Consider the following 15,526-nt stretch of genomic DNA (forward strand, 5'->3'; position numbering starts at 1 on the left):
TTACATCATCTCCATGGTGGTCAGCAGCGGGGTCAGGTGTTCACGGGCCAGCGCCTGCAACTGGGCCAGCACGGCCTCGTCGAGTTCCGGGAAACAGCGGGCGACATAAGCGTCTTCCCCCTCCCCCTTGGCCATGTAGCCGCCGTTGAAGCGGGTGAGAGCCGCCTTGTCGGCCGCCTCCGGCTTCTCCGGATCCTTCTCGATCGCCTTGAGCCAGTCCCAGGCGGTGCTCGGGAAGAAGGGCAGCGGCCGCTTCATCCCCTGCATCCAGAGCGCCACCAGCGCCGCCAATTTGGGCCGCGCCTCGTCAGCCGGGAGCCTGGCCAGCCGCAGACTCTGCTTGGCGTCAAACAGCAGGGTGTCGCCGGGGGCGTCGCTTAAGGAGAGGCAGAGGTGCTGGATCCAGCCCAGCAACAGATCCTTGCCGTTGAAGCTGCCGGGTTTGACCACCAGCAAGCGTCCCTTCTGGGTGTCGATCCACCCTTGCAGCTGACCCTGGGCCAGCGCGATATCGACCTCCACCGCCTGTTTCTCCGCCTCATTGGCTGCCACCCAGGGCCGCAGCCGCTCCGCCAGCTTGCCCATCTCGGCATCCAGATCCTCCAGCAGCAGGCTGCCGAACCACCCTTGCGGCAGCAGGCCGGTGAGCTGCAGCCGCTCGCGCCGCACGGCACTGTCCCCCTGTGCCAGGTGAGCATCAAGCAGCAGGTCTTTCAGCTGATAATGTTGCAGGCCGTCCAGCTCGAACGGCTCGCTCTCCTCGATGTTGGCTTCGTTCAGCTCAAACCACACCTTGAGGCGGCGGTTGAGGAAGTAGCGGGCTGGCTGGCGATAGAAGCGCAGCAGCTCCGCCAGCTCCAGTCCCTGCTCCTTGCCCCATTCGGGAGGGAGCGGCAGCTCGCCGCTCTGGAAATTGGCCGCGCCGCGCTGCGGATGGAGGGCCGGCAACCAGTCGGCGGCATAGGTAAAGAGGCCGGAGCCTGCAGCCGGATAGAAGTAGGCGTGGCTGTAGGGGGTGAGCGGATGCTGGGTGATCAGGTGCGCCAGCAGCCGCTTGCCGGAGCTCTCGTCATCGAGCTTCTCATCCCCCACCAGCACGAAACCCTGCCGCACATAGTCGATGAGTTCGGCCAGCAGCACCGAGGGCACCTTGTCGCTGTTGTCCTGCGCGCTGAAGCCCTGATAGCTGATGTAGAGCCCCTGCTGGGCACTCAGTAGCGCCTCGAGAAACAGGTAGCGGTCGTCATCACGACGGGAGCGATCCCCGCGCCGCGACGCCACCGCCATCAGATCGAACCCCATGGGTGGCAGGGTGCGCGGGTAGACGCCGTCGTTCATGCCGAGCAGGCAGACCTGCTTGAAGGGGATGGAGCGCATCGGCATCAGGGTGCAGAAGTTGACCTGACCGGCGAGGAAGCGCTGGCTGGAGCGGGACTCCCCCAGCACGCTGCCAAGGTAATCCTGCAACAGGTCCGCACTGATGGGCTGCTCGAAGCGAGCCTCGCCAAGCTGGGCAAGCCAGTCGGCCAGCTGGCTGCGGATCAGTTGCAGCTGGCGCTCTTCATCCTCGTCGGCCAGATAGAAGCGCTCCAGCAGCGCGTTTAGGCAGGCGACCCACTCCCCCAGCGGCTGCGCCTGTTGCAGCCGGGGCAAGAATTCGGCCAGCGAGTCGACGAACCAGGCGAGCTTGCCGAGCGCCAACCCCTGCTGACCTTCGATATCGGCGTAAGGCAAGATGCCCGCCACCGGCTCACCGTCGCCCATGGCAAAACCGAGCAGCATGCGGCGCAGGCCGAACAGCCAGCTGTTGCCAGAGAGGCGCGGCAGATCGAAGCGCTCGGGGTAGCCGTCATCCAGCCCCCAGCGGATGCCGGTCTCCTGCACCCAGACCCGCAGCTGGTTGAACTCCTCGTCATCCAGCTCGAAGCGGCGCAGCACGGCGGGCACCTCGAGAATGGCGAGCAGCTCGCCCGCCCCGAAGCGGGCGTTGGGCAGCCTGAGCAGGGCGAGGAAGCTCTGCAGCAGCGGGCTCTCCTGACTGGCCGCCCGATCCGATACCGCGAAGGGGATCTGGCCACGCGCGCCAAACACCGCCTGAATGTAGGGGCCGTAGCTGTTCACGTCCGGCATCATCACCACCACGTCTTTCGGGGTGAGGGAGGTGTCCTGCTCGAACAGCGCCAGCAGCCGGTCGTGCAGCACCTCGAGTTCACGCATCGGGCCGTGGCAGGCGTGGATCTGCAGGGATCCATCGGTCGGATCAAGCGGGCTCTTGTGGTGGCTGGCGTCGAGATCGAATGACCCTGCACCTCTGTTACGCAGGTCCAGCACATCTCCCTGGATACAACGCAGTAGGCTGTTTTCTGTGAGATCAGAAAAGACATCGACCTCAAAACAAGGCAGATCTATTAATTGGTGAACATAGTCACGACCTAGCTTGCCCATCGATGCAAGAAGTGGGTTGATGCTGGTGTCATCGTAAGTTTCTGGTGTGATCCCCGGCTTGAGGCGATTCTCGAGCTTTGCCATCGTCTTTCTGTCACGAATATCACCCCAGTAATGGCGACAGGGGTTAGAGAGAAAAAGGTGCACATCTACGCGTTCACTTAGGGCCAGCAGCGCCTCCACATAGCGCGGCGGCAGTGCCGAGATGCCAAACACGAAGACCCGCTGCGGCAGCTCGCCCGGCAGCGTGGCGGTACGCTGCAGCTCGTGGATGAACTCCTCGTAGAGGTTGGCACGGTGGTAGCCGCTTGGAGAGAGCGCCAACGTGCGGGCCACCAGCTCGCGCCACAGCTCCGGCTGCCAATCCTGACCGCTCACTCCGGCCAGCTCCTGGCTCAACCCCTCCCCCTGTTCCCAGCGGGCGATCCAGTCCGGCCGGTAGACCAGATACTGGTCAAACAGATCCGCCACCTTCTGGCAGAGCTGCCACAGCCGCACCTGCTCGGGATCCTTGGCAGGATCCGCGTCCTCCCCGCCCAGATAGGCGGCCAGCGGCGCAAAGGCCGGACGATCGAGCAGGGCGGGCAGAATGGTCATCAGCTGCCAGCTCATGGAGCCCTTGTTGTAGGGGCTCTGGCGCGGCACGTCCGCCAGCACCTGGGTGAACATCTCCCAGATAAAGCTGGCGGGCAGCGGAAAGTCGATATTGGCAGCAATGCCGAAGGCCTTGGCCAGCTCCAGTTTGAGCCACTGGGCCATGCCTGGGCTCTGCACCAGAATTTGCTCGCGCTCGAAGGGGTGAGAAAGGGGGGCCTGCCGGATGCGGCTCACCAGCAGCTCTTTGAGCAGATCCAGCTGATTGGAGTGGTAGAGGGTAAACATGGGCAATTCCCGCCAGAGCAAAAGAGGGGTCAGCGCGGGAAAACCTCAAGGATCCCCGTCACTTCACAGGTATCGGGATTGTCGAGGATCGGGGGAGAAGATGCAAAAGGCGCTTGTTGTCGCCGATCACGTCGCCGTCATCTGCCGCAGGCAAATGTGACAGGCATAAAAAAGCCGGTGCAATTGCACCGGCCAAAAGGCGTTGGAAAACTCTCGCTATCCGGGTATTACCAGTTCTTGCCGAAGCGGGCATCCAGGCTGAAGGCCCCTGCACCGGCCGCCGCCAGGGCCAGGAAACCACCGGCCACGGAGACGTTCTTCATGAACATCAGCATCTGCATCTGGTCGGCAGGCTGATAGTGGAAAATAAAGGCGGCCATCAGGGTGAAACCGGCCATCAGCACCGAGAGGCTGCGGGTAAACAGGCCCAGCATGATGGCGAGGCCACCGCCCAGCTCCAGCAGGATCACCAGCGGCAGGATGAAACCGGGCACGCCCATGGCTTCCATATACCCCTGGGTACCGGCGTAACCGCCGATCTTGCCCCAGCCCGCAATCACAAACATCAGAGCCAGCAGAACGCGACCCACCAGCAGTGCCAAATCTTTCATCTTGTCCATTTCAATATCCTCGTTTTGCGTCACATCACCGCTGACTGCTTCAGGGTAGGTCAAATAACAGGGCTTGGCTGGCACTCGCGGCCACCAGATCCCATTTGGGCTCATCACGACTGAGAACCCCGTCGCCGGGTCGGGCAGCCAGACCGTTGGCAGTCAGCTCCCCTGAAATCATCTGCAGGTAGCCGTGTCGGCCGGCCAGCTCCCAGGTGAGGCTCTCACCCGGTTCAAGCTGCAGCCGCCAGACGCGGGCCTGCTGGCGGATCCTGAAGGATCCTGCTTCGCCGTCCGGCGACGCCACCAGCGTCATGCCCGGATTGGCTTCAATCTTCTTCTGCTGATAGCCGGGTGTCGTGCCGTGTTCGTTCGGCTCGATCCAGATTTGCAGCAGGGAGAGCGGCTCGGTCTGCGAGGGGTTGTACTCGCTGTGCCGGATGCCGGACCCCGCGCTCATCAGCTGGAAATCCCCCGCCGGGATCTGCTCGGCATGGCCGAGGCTGTCCTTGTGCTCTATGGTGCCTTGCAGCACGCAGGTCAGGATTTCCATGTTGGCGTGAGGGTGGGTCGCGAAACCGCCACCCGGCGCCACCAGATCCTGATTGATGACCCGCAGCACTGAATGCCCCATCCAGTCCGGGTCGTAGTAGTGCCCGAAGGAAAAGCTGTGGCGCGCATCCAGCCAGCCGAAGTTGGCCTTGCCGCGCGCTTCTGCGGCTCTCAATTTCATCATGGTGTGCTCCTCACGTACCGATACGGTTGATTAACGCTGCTTGCCGCTACCGATGCCGAACGGAATGCGGTAGTCGCTGCTCTGCTCACCCAGGCTCACGGTCAGGTTGCCCTGGGTGCGGCTCGGGATCTGTACCTGCTGGCTGCCCATCAGGTTGGCATGGACGGAGGCAACCAGATCGCCAGACTCGTCACGCACTTCCAGCATGGGGTTGCCCTTGCCTTCCACCGCGGCGGTCGCGTGCCAGTTCACAAACAGCACACCCGGGGCGGCGTTGAGGTCAGCCGGGACGGAAGCCTGAGCAAAACCTGCGGTCATCAGGCCTGCAACGGCCAGCATCTTGATTACGTTTTTCATGTTCATTCACTCTCTTGGTTTTATGTCATTGCCAAGGCCGCTGTGGCCAGAATCAATGCATCCATGCAAGAGGTCATTCAAATAGTGTGTTGTTCTTTCACCGAAGTCAGACTCCCTGATTGATGGAGTCACAGTCTGGAACTACCCGTTTATTTGGCTGCTTGGCGTTCCTGCCTAAGCGTTGATTGAATATTAAAGACACTTGGCCTAACTTGTTAGCGAGATAAACTGGCAAACATGTTCAAAAAAATTGAAGGCAATTTATGGCCAAGGAACTGAACAAGGAACGGGCGCTGACCCTGGAAGCCATCCGGGTGCTGGATGCCATCGACCGCCGTGGCAGCTTCGCGGCGGCGGCCGACGAACTGGGCAAGGTGCCCTCGGCACTGAGCTACACGGTGCAGAAGCTGGAGGACGAGCTGGACGCCATGCTGTTCGACCGCAGCGGCCACAGAACCAAGTTCACCCCGGCTGGCCGCATGCTGCTGGAGCGGGGCCGGGTACTGCTGGAAGCGGCAGAGCACCTGGTGGGCGAGACCCGGGCGCTGGCCCGCGGCTGGGAGACCGACATCACCATCGCCGTCGATGCCCTGGTGCCGCTGCAGGCGCTCTACCCGCTGGTGGAGCGGCTGGCCGAGCTGACCGATACCCGGCTGAGGTTTCGCGCCGAGGTGCTGGCGGGCAGCTGGGAGTGCCTGGAGGATGGCCGGGCCGACCTGCTCATCTCCTCCCTCAATCCCGACATCATGATGACCGGTATCAAGCACCAGCCGCTGCAGGAGGAGGTGATGCTCTACGTCGCCCACCCGGATCATCCCCTGCATCAGGAGCCGGAGCCCCTGGCGGACGATACCCTGCGCCGCTATCGGGCCATCGCGGTGGCCGATACGGCGCTGCGCAAACCGGTGCTCACCTATCGCCTACTCGACAAGCAGCCGCGCCTGACCGTCAGCACCATGGGCGAGAAGCGCGACGCCCTGCTGGCGGGGATAGGTGTCGGCACCATGCCGCTGAGCTGGATTGAAGAGGACATCCGGGCCGGACGGCTCAAGGTGATCAGCCCCGAGTATCGCCACCAGATCCAGGTCGTGCTGGCCTGGCGGCGCGACACCATGGGCAAGGCCAAAAGCTGGCTTATTCGGGAGATCCCCAAGCTGTTTCCCTGCAAGGGAGAGTAAGACGGGCGGTAACAGAAAGGAGGGGGCAAGCAGCGACAGTGGACTGCCGGTGCCCCGCCGCTTGACGGCGGGCGCAAATTCGGAGAAAAGAAAAAAGCGGCCCTCTTGCGAGTTCCGCTCAATGCCAGGAAAGAATAAAAACCTTGCGGTTTAAAAAACCCTTAAATTGGAAGCAAACAATCGATTTCTCAACCAGGAAGGTCTTGAATCCGATTCGTGTTGAATTATGCGCGATGTTTTATGCGCCACCAGCAAAATGTTGAATGGTTGAAGGATATGCACCGCAGAGTATCACTATCTGCAACCTTCCACTCAGACTGGTCTGGCCATTTCCATCGATTACGCCGGGTTTGTTTCCTCTGGTTTTTTTAAGTGTCAGTATCTGAGCCCATAACGACAAAAGAACTCAGTTTCTGACACAACATAAAGATGCAGATAAAGGAATAGTTGCATGACCTACAGCCAGACCCTGGCCAACAATATTCTCGACACCCTGAAGAAGACCCTGACTGACAAGGGGATCCGCTATCAGACCCTGGCAGAAGCCATGGGCGTCTCCATCGCCACCGTCAAACGGATGATGAACAAACCCTCTCTGCCGTTCGATACCCTGCTGGAGATCTGCCACCTGGTGGGGCTGTCGTTCGAGGAGCTGCTGGACCGCACTCAGGATGCTCAGAGCCGCCGTGCCGTCTTCACCCAGGAGCAGGACGAGGCATTCCACAAGGAGCCCGGCCTCTACGCCTTTCTCGCCAACATCTTCTGGCGCGACAAGACGTTAATCGATCTCAAGCGGGAGTACGGCCTGACCGATGCCTCCTGCTACCTCTATCTGCGCAAGCTGGAGAAGCTCGGCATCCTGCAGCTCGGTATCGACAACAGCTACCACTTCCTCATCAGCGAACGGATCAGCTTCGAGCAGCACAGCCGTTTCGCCCGTCAGCAGGCGCGCCAGGCCATGTCCGTGCTGGGGGACTATCTGGTGGAGAACATGCACAAGTCCAACAACTACATGGCGCTGTGCCAGCTCCATCTGGACGAGAGCGAGGCGATGGCGCTAATCGAGCGGATGAAGGAGTACTGGCACCAGGAGCTCAAGCTCAACCGCCCCGCTATCGGCCAGCGCGAGGGCAGCAAGACCTACACCATGTCGCTGCAGCTGGCCGACTGCGGCTACCAGAGCTTCGACGACCTGATCCCCAATATCGACAACTGATCCCGGCGGATCCTGCGGGATCCGCCTTCCCTCCTTTCCACGCAGGCATGGCCCGTCAGAGCGCGCTGGATCACCCCTGATCCGCGAGCTGGATCTGCGCCGGCCTGTCGAATGCAGGCGGCAGCAATGCTCGCGTATCGAGACAGATACGGATGGCCACTGTACCCGCCAGTGCTCTGGATATCCCCTAGTCGGCGAGCCGGGTTTGCTGCAGCTTGCCTGCGAGGGACTGCAATGCTCGCGTATCGAGGCAGATACGGATCGCATCCGGTCGCCAGTGCTCAATGTCGCAATCCACCAGCGCACCTCGCTCGTCGTAGTTGACCCGCACCAGCCGCAGCACGGCGCTCCCCTCCGCCAGATTGAGGGCGCGGGCGATGGCGCCGCGCGCCGCCGAGGGAGTGATCTCGAGGCTGGCCCCACCCTGGCCTATACCATAGCGCTGCTGATAGAGCTCGGTGAGGGAGCTGGCCAGCGGCGCGCTGGCGATATCGGGAAAGCGGCTGGCCAGCAGATGGTGACTGACGTGGAGCACCGGACGACCGTCGATGAGACGCAGACGGCGGATTTCATACAGCGGGGTAAAAGGATCCAGCCCCATCCAGCGGCAGAGCTCGCTGCTGGCCAGCTCGCTGCCGTGGGCCAGCACCCGGGTTTCGGCGGTGCGCTGCTGCTCGCCGATCCACTGGTGAAAGTGGGTGTGGATGGCAGGATCGTAGGTGAGGCGAGGCGGCGCCACGAACCAGCCGCGCCGTTCGGCCCGGTAGATAAGGCCGTCTGCTTCGAGGCTCGAGAGCGCCTCCTTGATGGTGATGCGGGTGGTAGCGAAGCGCTCGCTCAGCGCCCGCTCGGCGGGCAACTGCTGCCCCGCCCCCAGCTGGCCGCTGCCGATATAGCGGCGCAGGGTCTGGCAAATCTGTTCACACTTGGAGGCGCGGCCATCGGCCGCGACCCGCTCGCTCAATCTCGATTCAATCACGCTCATGTCCCTGTCGCTCATCCTGACTGCGGCGGCTGGCTTAGCCCTTGCTGGAGTAGTCCAGCTTCACTTGGGTTCAGAGTTGTAACCGCTGTGGATGACAGCGCCATGACAGGGCGATTGTCATCAAACTGCCATCAAAGCGCCCCGCCACCGTCATATTTCCCCTCTAGCATCCCTCTCGAACCTTAACTGACCTAGTCCAGAGGGATGGGATGATGAAAAGCGTGATCGCAAGTGCACTGGCCCTGGTGGCCATCAGTCAGCCACTGTTTGCTGCCGAAAATATCGCGGATCTCGAGAAGGCCGCTCGCGGCGAAGGCCAGCTCAGCAGCATCGGCATGCCCGACAGCTGGGCCAACTGGAAGGATACCTGGCAGCAGCTCGGCAGCATCTACGGCATCAAGCATCAGGATACCGACATGAGCTCGGCGCAGGAGATCGCCAAGTTCGCCGCCGAGAAGGCCAATGCCACCGCCGACATCGGCGACGTGGGCGGCGCCTTCGGCCCGGTCGCGGTCAAGCAGGGGGTCACCCAGCCCTACAAACCCTCCACCTGGGCCGACATTCCCAACTGGGCCAAGGATGCCGACGGTCACTGGATGCTGGCCTATACCGGCACCATCGCCTTCCTGATCAACAAGGATCTGGTCAAGGCCGCCCCCACCAGCTGGCAGTCTCTGCTGGGCGGCGACTACAAGGTGACCCTGGGTGACGTCGGTGTTGCCTCCCAGGCCAACAACGGCGTGCTGGCGGCGGCCTATGCCACCGGTGGCAGCGAGAAAAACCTGAAACCCGCGCTGGAGCTGTTCGGCCAGCTGGCCAAGCAGGGCCGTCTGTCGCTCAATGACCCGACCATAGCCAACATCGAGAAGGGCGAGGTGGAAGTGGGGGTGCTGTGGGACTTCAACGCCCTCAACTACCGCGACCAGATCGACCCCAAAAAGTTTGAGGTGGTGATCCCGAGCGACGGCTCCGTCATCGCCGGCTACACCACCATCATCAACAAGTGGGCCAAGAACCCCAACGCCGCCAAACTGGCGCGGGAATACATCCTCTCCGACGCCGGCCAGATCAACCTGGCGCGCGGCTATGCCCGCCCCATTCGCAGCAACGTGACCCTGCCGGACGACGTCAAGGCCAAGCTGCTGCCGGCCGAGCAGTACGCCAATGCCAAGCCGGTACAGGATCACGCCGCCTGGGAGCAGAGCTCCAAGGCCCTGCCGCGCCAGTGGCAGGAAACCGTCATGATCAACATGCAATAAGGAGCGGCCAGTGCAACACAAGGTGATAGTGGTACTTGTGGATGGCCTCTCTGCCGAGGTAGCCCATTGCATGGGCTACCTCGCGGGCATGGTGGAGGCGGGCCAGGGGTTGCAGGCAACCCTGAGCTGCGCCCTGCCCTCCCTCTCCCGGCCACTCTACGAGTGCATCCTGACCGGGGCGACGCCAGTGGAGAGCGGCATCACCCACAACGGGGTGAGCCGTCTCAGCCGGCAGGAGTCCATCTTCCATCTGGCCCGGGCGGGTGGTAAACGCACCGCGGCGGCGGCCTACCACTGGGTGAGCGAGCTCTACAACCAGAGCCCCTGGCAAGCGGCCCGCGATCGCTTCACCCATGACGAGCGGCTGCCGATCCAGCACGGCTGCTTCTACTGGGATGACGGCTACCCCGACAGCCATCTGCTGATGGACGGCGAGTGGCTGCGCAGCCAGTACGACCCCGATTTTCTGCTGATCCACCCGATGGGGGTGGATGACGCGGGCCACCAGTTTGGCCTCGATTCCCGCCAGTACCGCAATCAGGCACGCCGGATGGACAGCCTGCTGGCCGACCTGCTGCCCCAGTGGCTGGCGGAGGGGTATCAGGTGGTGATCACCTCGGATCACGGCATGAACAACGACTTGAGCCACGGCGGCACCCTGGCCGAGGAGCGCCGAGTACCGCTCTGGCTGTTTGGCGATGCGTTTGTGGCCCAGTGGCCCGCCGGCCCCGCCATGCAGCAGACTCAGCTCTGCGCCCTGATGGCCGATCTGCTGGGGGTGCCCCACGACAAGCCGAGCGGCCCGCCGCTGCTCAAGGCCGGCAACCAGCCGGAGGTGCACTGATGATGCCTGCCACCACCGAGATCCTGGCGGCTCAACCCGCCATCATCCGACGCCGGCTGCGCCGCCACTGGCTGCCCGCGCTGGTGCTGCTGCCGTTTATCCTCTTGATGATCCTGTTCCAGCTCGCCCCCATGGGGTGGGTACTGGTGTGCAGTTTTCAGACCCCCGATGGCTGGGGCCTCGCCTACTACCGGGAGATCCTGAGCTCCCCCTTCTACCTGCAATCGTTCGGCAACTCGCTGCGCATCGCCGGTATCGCCAGTCTGGCGGGGCTTGCCATCGGCACGCTCGGGGCCGCCGCGCTGCGCCACAGCGGCGAGCGGGTCAAGCGGGTGCTGCTGGCCTTCGTCACCATGACCGGCAACTTCAGCGGCGTGCCGCTGGCGTTCGCCTTCATCATCATTCTTGGCATCAACGGCGCGGTGACCCTGCTGCTGAAATCCTGGGGCCTCATCGACGGCTTCAACCTTTACTCGGGCAGCGGCCTCATCCTCATCTACACCTACTTCCAGATCCCGCTCGCCCTGCTGCTGCTCTACCCGGCCTTCGATGCGCTGCAGGATGAGTGGCCGCAGGCCGCCGCGCTGCTCGGGGCGAGCAAGGGGCAGTATGTGTGGCACGTGGCGCTGCCGGTGCTCACCCCCGCCCTGCTCGGCACCCTGATCATCCTGTTTGCCAACGCGGTGGGGGCCTATGCCTCCGCCTACGCCCTCACCACCGGCAACTTCAATCTGGTGACCATCCGGGTGGCCAGTCTGGTCTCCGGCGACATCTTCCTCGAGCCCAACATGGCGGCGGCGCTGGCGGTGATCCTGATGGTGCTGCTGGGGGTGGTGACGGCCGCCAACCAGTGGCTGTTGAAAAAGAGCTATGTGAACAAGGGGCAATCCCATGCGTGATCTGCAACCGAGCTGGCCGCGCTGGGTGCTGGGGGCGCTGGTCGCCACCCTGCTGCTGCCGCTGCTGGCCACCTTTCTCTACTCCATCTCCACCCGCTGGGGCGCGACCCTGCTGCCGGACGGTTTCACCCTCGACTGGTATCTCAAGCTGTGGGGCGACCCGCGCTTTCTGGCGGCGTTTGGCCGCAGCCTCCTGGTCTGCTTCGCTACCCTGCTGCTGGGGACCCTGGTGCTGGTGCCCACCGTGCTGGTGGTGGCCTACTACTTCCCCAGGCTGGATCCCTGGATGAACCTGCTGATCCTGCTCCCCTTCGCGGTGCCGCCAGTGGTCTCCTCGGTCGGGCTGCTGCAGATCTACGCCGATGGCGTCCTGCCCATCATCGGCACGCCGTGGATCCTGATCGGCACCTGGTTCACCGTGGTGCTCCCCTTCATGTACCGGGCGCTGGCCAACAGTTTGCAGGGGGTGCCACTGAAAGATCTGATGGATGCCGCCCATCTGCTGGGGGCGAGCAGCGCCCGCGCCTTCCTGCTGGTGGTGATCCCCTGCCTGCGCAAGGGGCTGCTGGCGGCGCTGTTTCTCTCGCTCTCCTTCCTGCTCGGCGAGTTCGTGTTTGCCAACATGCTGGTGGGCACCCGTTACGAAACCCTGCAGGTCTACCTCTACAACATGCGGGCGACCTCGGGCCACTTCACCAGCGCGCTGGTGATGAGTTACTTCCTGCTGACCCTGCTGCTCACCTGGGCGGCGAACAGATTTCATCGGTGAATCAACATGTTCCATCTAGAAGTGAATCAACTGCACAAATCCTACGGCGACACCAGAGTGTTCGAGGGGATTGAATTCGGCATCCGCAAGGGGGAGCTGGTGACCCTGCTCGGCCCCTCCGGCTGCGGCAAATCCACCCTGCTGCGGGCGCTGGCCGGGCTCACCCCGGTGGATGGCGGTCAGGTGCGGGTGGCCGGTGAGGACATCACCTGGCAGGAGCCCCAGAAGCGGGGCATCGGCATGGTGTTCCAGAGCTACGCGCTCTTCCCCAACATGACGGTGTGGGACAACGTTGCCTTCGGCCTCAAGATGAAGCCCCAGCCGGGACGGGATCTGGCCGCCAGCGTGCAGGAGGCGCTTGAGCTGGTGGAGCTGACCGGCTTCGAGCGCCGCTACCCGGCCGAGCTCTCCGGCGGCCAGCGTCAGCGGGTCGCGCTGGCCCGGGCTTTGGTAGTGCAGCCGCGGATCCTGCTGCTGGACGAGCCACTCTCGGCGCTGGATGCCCGTATCCGCCGCAGCCTGCGCCAGCAGATCCGCGAGATCCAGCAGCGCCTCGAACTCACCACCATCTTCGTCACCCACGATCAGGAGGAGGCACTGACCATGTCGGACCGGATCTTCCTGATGAACAAGGGATCCATCGTCCAGAGCGGGACGCCGGAGGAGATCTACACCTGCCCCGCCAGCGAGTTCGTGGCGAGCTTTATCGGCAACTACAACCTGCTCGATGGCGAGCAGGCCAGCTCCCTGTTCGGCCCCCGTTTTCAGGGCAAGCTGGCGCTGCGACCGGAGTCCCTCACCCTGCTGCCGGCCGGTGCCCGCAGCGATGAACCTCACCTGCCTGGGGTCATCAGCGAGCAGCAGCTGCTCGGCAACGTCATCCGCTATCAGGTGAGCTGCGCGGCGGGCCTGCTGACGGTGGACTGCCTCAACCGCTCCGCCGGCGAGCTGCTGCCGGTGGGCACCACCGTGACCCTGGTGGTGGCCCGGGATCAGCTCTGTGAGGTAGCATGACACCGCATTTCATTTCCATTTTTACTGCAAGGAGCGCCCATGGCACTGGCACTGTTTGATCTGGACGAGACCCTGATTGCCGGGGATTCCGCCAGCCTCTGGCTGGCGTACATGGTGGCCGAGGAGCTGGCTCCGGCCAGCATGATCGCCGAGGAGCAGGCGATGATGTCCCTCTACCATCAGGGCAAGATGGACATGCACCAGTACATGGCCTTCACCCTGCAACCGCTGGCAGGCAAGACACGCCAGTGGCTCGACTCGCTCTGTACCCGTTTTGCCGAGCAGGTACTGCGCGATCGTATCTACCCGGAGGGGTTGGCACGCATCGAGTGGCACCGCCAGCGCGGCGACGAGCTGGTGCTCATCTCCGCCTCCGGCGAGCATCTGGTGGCCCCCATGGCGCAGATGCTGGGGATGGATCACTGCGTGGCCATCCTGCTCGACGAGGAGGCTGGCATGCTGACCGGCCAGACCCGCGGCACCCTCAGCTTTCGCGAGGGCAAGGTGGCCCGCATCAACCAGCTGTTTGCCGCCAGCGCCAACCCCTGGCGAGAGAGCCACGGCTACAGCGACTCCCACAACGACCTGCCGCTGCTGCAGGCGGTGGCCCACCCCCACGCAGTCAACCCGGCGCCCGGTCTGCGCCAGATCGCCATCGAGCAGGCCTGGCCCACCCTCGACTGGCAGCTGGCCTCCTGAATGAAGAAGAGGCCCTCAGGCCTCTTCCTTGCTCAGCAGTGCATCGTCGGCAGGGGGTGCATCCTCCTGTCTCTTCGCCTCCGGCTTGCCCAGATAGATGCGGTTCTTGCCGTCGCGTTTGGCGCGGTACACCTCGGCATCGGCGATCTCCAGCAGCGTCTTGCCATCCATCCCCGCCTGACTGGCCACCAGCCCGCCGCTGAAGGTGATCCTGAGCTCGGGCTCGCGCCAGTCCAGTGACTCCACCCCCTTGCGGAACTGCTCCAGCAGCATCTGGCAGAAGTGGATGTCCGGGTTGACCAGCAGCACCACCAGCTCCTCGCCGCCGTAGCGGCAGACCCAGCCGTGATCCCCCAGCAGTCGCATGCCCAGCTTGGACACCCGCTTGAGCACCACGTCCCCGGTCTGATGACCGAAGGTGTCGTTGACCCGTTTGAAATCGTCCAGATCCACCATGGCCAGGCAGAACGGCTGATGCTCGAACAGCAGACGATTGACGCGTTCGTCGAAGAAACGGCGGTTGTAGAGGCCGGTCAGCTTGTCGAGGTTGGCCTGCTGGCGCGCCTCGTGATAATCCTTGCTCACCTCCGCCAGCTCGGCATAGACGTGCCTGAGCTCACGCATCCCCCCCTGCGGCACCTCATCGGGCTGCATCCGGCTCGCCCGGATCATGCTGGAGATCTCGTCGAGCATGCGCCGAAAATAGCGGGACCAGACCAGCGCCAGCAGCACGTAGAGCACGCAGGCCAGCGCCACCATCAGCTGCACGTTGAGGGAGACCCGCCCCACCACCGCCATCACGCTGGCCGCCGGCTGCACGCTGATCAGCACCCAGTTGCGCTCGGGCAGCTTGCTGTAGGCCACGAACTGGCTGGAGGCCTTGTCCAGAAAGATGCCGTCCTCCTGGCTGAAGCGGGAGAGCCACTCGGGATGGGCCATGGGTTTGAGCAGTTGAGCGGTGTCAGGATGTGCCAGCACCTTGCCGGACTGGTTGACGACCATCTGGTAGCCATCTCCCAGCTGGCGATTCAGCTGGGCGGAAAAGGGGGCCAGTATGGCATCCATCGCAAACACCCCGCGCACCTTGCCTTCCTTGTCGGTCAGGGCCCGCGCCAGGGCGATCACCAGATTGCCGTTGGTATAGTCGTAATAGGGCTCGGTCCAGACCATCTTGCCCACGTGCTGGCTGGCCAGCTGATACCAGGGGCGAACCCTGGGATCGAAGTTGGCATCCGCCTGCCAAGCGGGGTAGATCAGCATCTGGCGTTCGGCGGTACCGATGTAGATGTAGACCAGATCGGCCATGACCCCCTTGTAGAGCTGCCACTCCTTCAGATAGGTCTCGGTGTTGTGCAGACGGGGGCCGCTGATGTCCGCCACCTGTACCTGGTCGTAGATGAGGGTGAACTGGCGCTCCATCTCGTGCAGATAGGGTTCGATGAAGACGTGGCGCAGCTGGTGATTGGTGGCGAGCAGGCGCTGCTGCAACTCGTTTTGCAGGCTGCGCTCCATGTGCAGGTAGTAGATCCCCCCCAGCATCAATACCGGGATGAACAGCAGAAGCAGGCCCAGACGCATCCGGGCAACCAGGGACCAGGTTTTTTTGGAGACCGCTCGTTTATCCAATCCTGA

14 protein-coding genes are annotated in these 15,526 nt (G+C 63.2%); 8 read left to right on the top strand and 6 right to left on the bottom strand.

Annotated features, from left to right (window positions below; translation table 11 throughout):
- The 4 genes from recC to C2U40_RS20620 all read right to left on the bottom strand — a co-directional run bounded on the left by recC (nt 1) and on the right by C2U40_RS20620 (nt 5,037).
- Nucleotides 1-3,327: an exodeoxyribonuclease V subunit gamma gene (gene recC / locus C2U40_RS20605; protein ID WP_103828001.1), complete on the bottom strand. Its 3,327-nt coding sequence runs from the start codon at nt 3,325-3,327 to the stop codon at nt 1-3.
- Between the two features lie 227 nt (nt 3,328-3,554).
- A complete protein-coding gene (locus tag C2U40_RS20610; protein WP_016352231.1) occupies nt 3,555-3,947 on the bottom strand; it encodes a DoxX family protein in 393 nt (130 codons plus the stop codon).
- A 40-nt stretch (nt 3,948-3,987) separates the two neighbouring features.
- Nucleotides 3,988-4,674 (bottom strand): pirin family protein, encoded by a 687-nt coding sequence (locus C2U40_RS20615; protein ID WP_016352232.1) that lies wholly within the window; start codon nt 4,672-4,674, stop codon nt 3,988-3,990.
- A gap of 30 nt (nt 4,675-4,704) precedes the next feature.
- Nucleotides 4,705-5,037: a hypothetical protein gene (locus C2U40_RS20620; protein WP_011707661.1), complete on the bottom strand. Its 333-nt coding sequence runs from the start codon at nt 5,035-5,037 to the stop codon at nt 4,705-4,707.
- A 257-nt stretch (nt 5,038-5,294) separates the two neighbouring features.
- Here C2U40_RS20620 and C2U40_RS20625 point away from each other — a divergent pair, with 257 nt between their 5' ends.
- Nucleotides 5,295-6,209: a LysR family transcriptional regulator gene (locus tag C2U40_RS20625; protein ID WP_016352233.1), complete on the top strand. Its 915-nt coding sequence runs from the start codon at nt 5,295-5,297 to the stop codon at nt 6,207-6,209.
- 451 nt (nt 6,210-6,660) lie between these two features.
- Nucleotides 6,661-7,425: a helix-turn-helix domain-containing protein gene (locus tag C2U40_RS20630; RefSeq protein ID WP_011707663.1), complete on the top strand. Its 765-nt coding sequence runs from the start codon at nt 6,661-6,663 to the stop codon at nt 7,423-7,425.
- Nucleotides 7,426-7,612: 187 nt separating this feature from the next.
- On the opposite strand, the gene C2U40_RS20640 is transcribed toward C2U40_RS20630, so the two are convergent.
- Complete coding sequence (locus C2U40_RS20640; protein WP_181014821.1) at nt 7,613-8,425, bottom strand: UTRA domain-containing protein; 813 nt, start codon at nt 8,423-8,425, stop codon at nt 7,613-7,615.
- 197 nt (nt 8,426-8,622) lie between these two features.
- Here C2U40_RS20640 and C2U40_RS20645 point away from each other — a divergent pair, with 197 nt between their 5' ends.
- Genes C2U40_RS20645 through C2U40_RS20670 form a run of 6 tightly spaced genes read left to right on the top strand, consistent with a single transcriptional unit; the run spans nt 8,623 to nt 13,894 of the window.
- The gene (locus C2U40_RS20645; RefSeq protein WP_017410788.1) at nt 8,623-9,669 is read left to right on the top strand and encodes an ABC transporter substrate-binding protein; all 1,047 of its coding nucleotides are present in this window, start codon (nt 8,623-8,625) and stop codon (nt 9,667-9,669) included.
- Between the two features lie 10 nt (nt 9,670-9,679).
- Entirely contained in the window at nt 9,680-10,513 is an 834-nt protein-coding gene (locus C2U40_RS20650) for an alkaline phosphatase family protein (RefSeq protein WP_103827999.1), read from the top strand.
- Nucleotides 10,513-11,412, top strand: coding sequence for an ABC transporter permease (locus C2U40_RS20655; RefSeq protein ID WP_103827998.1), 900 nt, complete (start codon nt 10,513-10,515; stop codon nt 11,410-11,412). The genes C2U40_RS20650 and C2U40_RS20655 overlap by 1 nt, the downstream gene beginning before the upstream one ends.
- The gene (locus C2U40_RS20660) at nt 11,405-12,181 is read left to right on the top strand and encodes an ABC transporter permease (protein ID WP_042065496.1); all 777 of its coding nucleotides are present in this window, start codon (nt 11,405-11,407) and stop codon (nt 12,179-12,181) included. Before C2U40_RS20655 ends, C2U40_RS20660 begins: the two co-directional genes overlap by 8 nt.
- A gap of 6 nt (nt 12,182-12,187) precedes the next feature.
- A complete protein-coding gene (locus C2U40_RS20665; RefSeq protein WP_103827997.1) occupies nt 12,188-13,195 on the top strand; it encodes an ABC transporter ATP-binding protein in 1,008 nt (335 codons plus the stop codon).
- Nucleotides 13,196-13,234: 39 nt separating this feature from the next.
- Complete coding sequence (locus C2U40_RS20670; protein ID WP_103827996.1) at nt 13,235-13,894, top strand: HAD family hydrolase; 660 nt, start codon at nt 13,235-13,237, stop codon at nt 13,892-13,894.
- 15 nt (nt 13,895-13,909) lie between these two features.
- Here C2U40_RS20670 and C2U40_RS20675 read toward each other — a convergent pair whose 3' ends face one another.
- Nucleotides 13,910-15,520, bottom strand: a complete 1,611-nt coding sequence (locus tag C2U40_RS20675) for a sensor domain-containing diguanylate cyclase (protein WP_103827995.1) — start codon at nt 15,518-15,520, stop codon at nt 13,910-13,912.
- Nucleotides 15,521-15,526: the final 6 nt, after the last annotated feature.

Origin of the sequence: Aeromonas sp. ASNIH4 (assembly GCF_002934425.1) — a bacterium.
GTDB classification, from domain to species: Bacteria; Pseudomonadota; Gammaproteobacteria; order Enterobacterales; family Aeromonadaceae; genus Aeromonas; species Aeromonas hydrophila.

What these genes read in the sequence shown, in the direction of transcription:
- recC (WP_103828001.1), bottom strand. Translation starts at nt 3,327, where the DNA reads ATGTTTACCCTCTACCACTCCAATCAGCTGGATCTGCTCAAAGAGCTG.
- C2U40_RS20610 (WP_016352231.1), bottom strand. Translation starts at nt 3,947, where the DNA reads ATGGACAAGATGAAAGATTTGGCACTGCTGGTGGGTCGCGTTCTGCTG.
- C2U40_RS20615 (WP_016352232.1), bottom strand. Translation starts at nt 4,674, where the DNA reads ATGATGAAATTGAGAGCCGCAGAAGCGCGCGGCAAGGCCAACTTCGGC.
- C2U40_RS20620 (WP_011707661.1), bottom strand. Translation starts at nt 5,037, where the DNA reads ATGAACATGAAAAACGTAATCAAGATGCTGGCCGTTGCAGGCCTGATG.
- C2U40_RS20625 (WP_016352233.1), top strand. Translation starts at nt 5,295, where the DNA reads ATGGCCAAGGAACTGAACAAGGAACGGGCGCTGACCCTGGAAGCCATC.
- C2U40_RS20630 (WP_011707663.1), top strand. Translation starts at nt 6,661, where the DNA reads ATGACCTACAGCCAGACCCTGGCCAACAATATTCTCGACACCCTGAAG.
- C2U40_RS20640 (WP_181014821.1), bottom strand. Translation starts at nt 8,425, where the DNA reads ATGAGCGACAGGGACATGAGCGTGATTGAATCGAGATTGAGCGAGCGG.
- C2U40_RS20645 (WP_017410788.1), top strand. Translation starts at nt 8,623, where the DNA reads ATGAAAAGCGTGATCGCAAGTGCACTGGCCCTGGTGGCCATCAGTCAG.
- C2U40_RS20655 (WP_103827998.1), top strand. Translation starts at nt 10,513, where the DNA reads ATGATGCCTGCCACCACCGAGATCCTGGCGGCTCAACCCGCCATCATC.
- C2U40_RS20660 (WP_042065496.1), top strand. Translation starts at nt 11,405, where the DNA reads ATGCGTGATCTGCAACCGAGCTGGCCGCGCTGGGTGCTGGGGGCGCTG.
- C2U40_RS20665 (WP_103827997.1), top strand. Translation starts at nt 12,188, where the DNA reads ATGTTCCATCTAGAAGTGAATCAACTGCACAAATCCTACGGCGACACC.
- C2U40_RS20670 (WP_103827996.1), top strand. Translation starts at nt 13,235, where the DNA reads ATGGCACTGGCACTGTTTGATCTGGACGAGACCCTGATTGCCGGGGAT.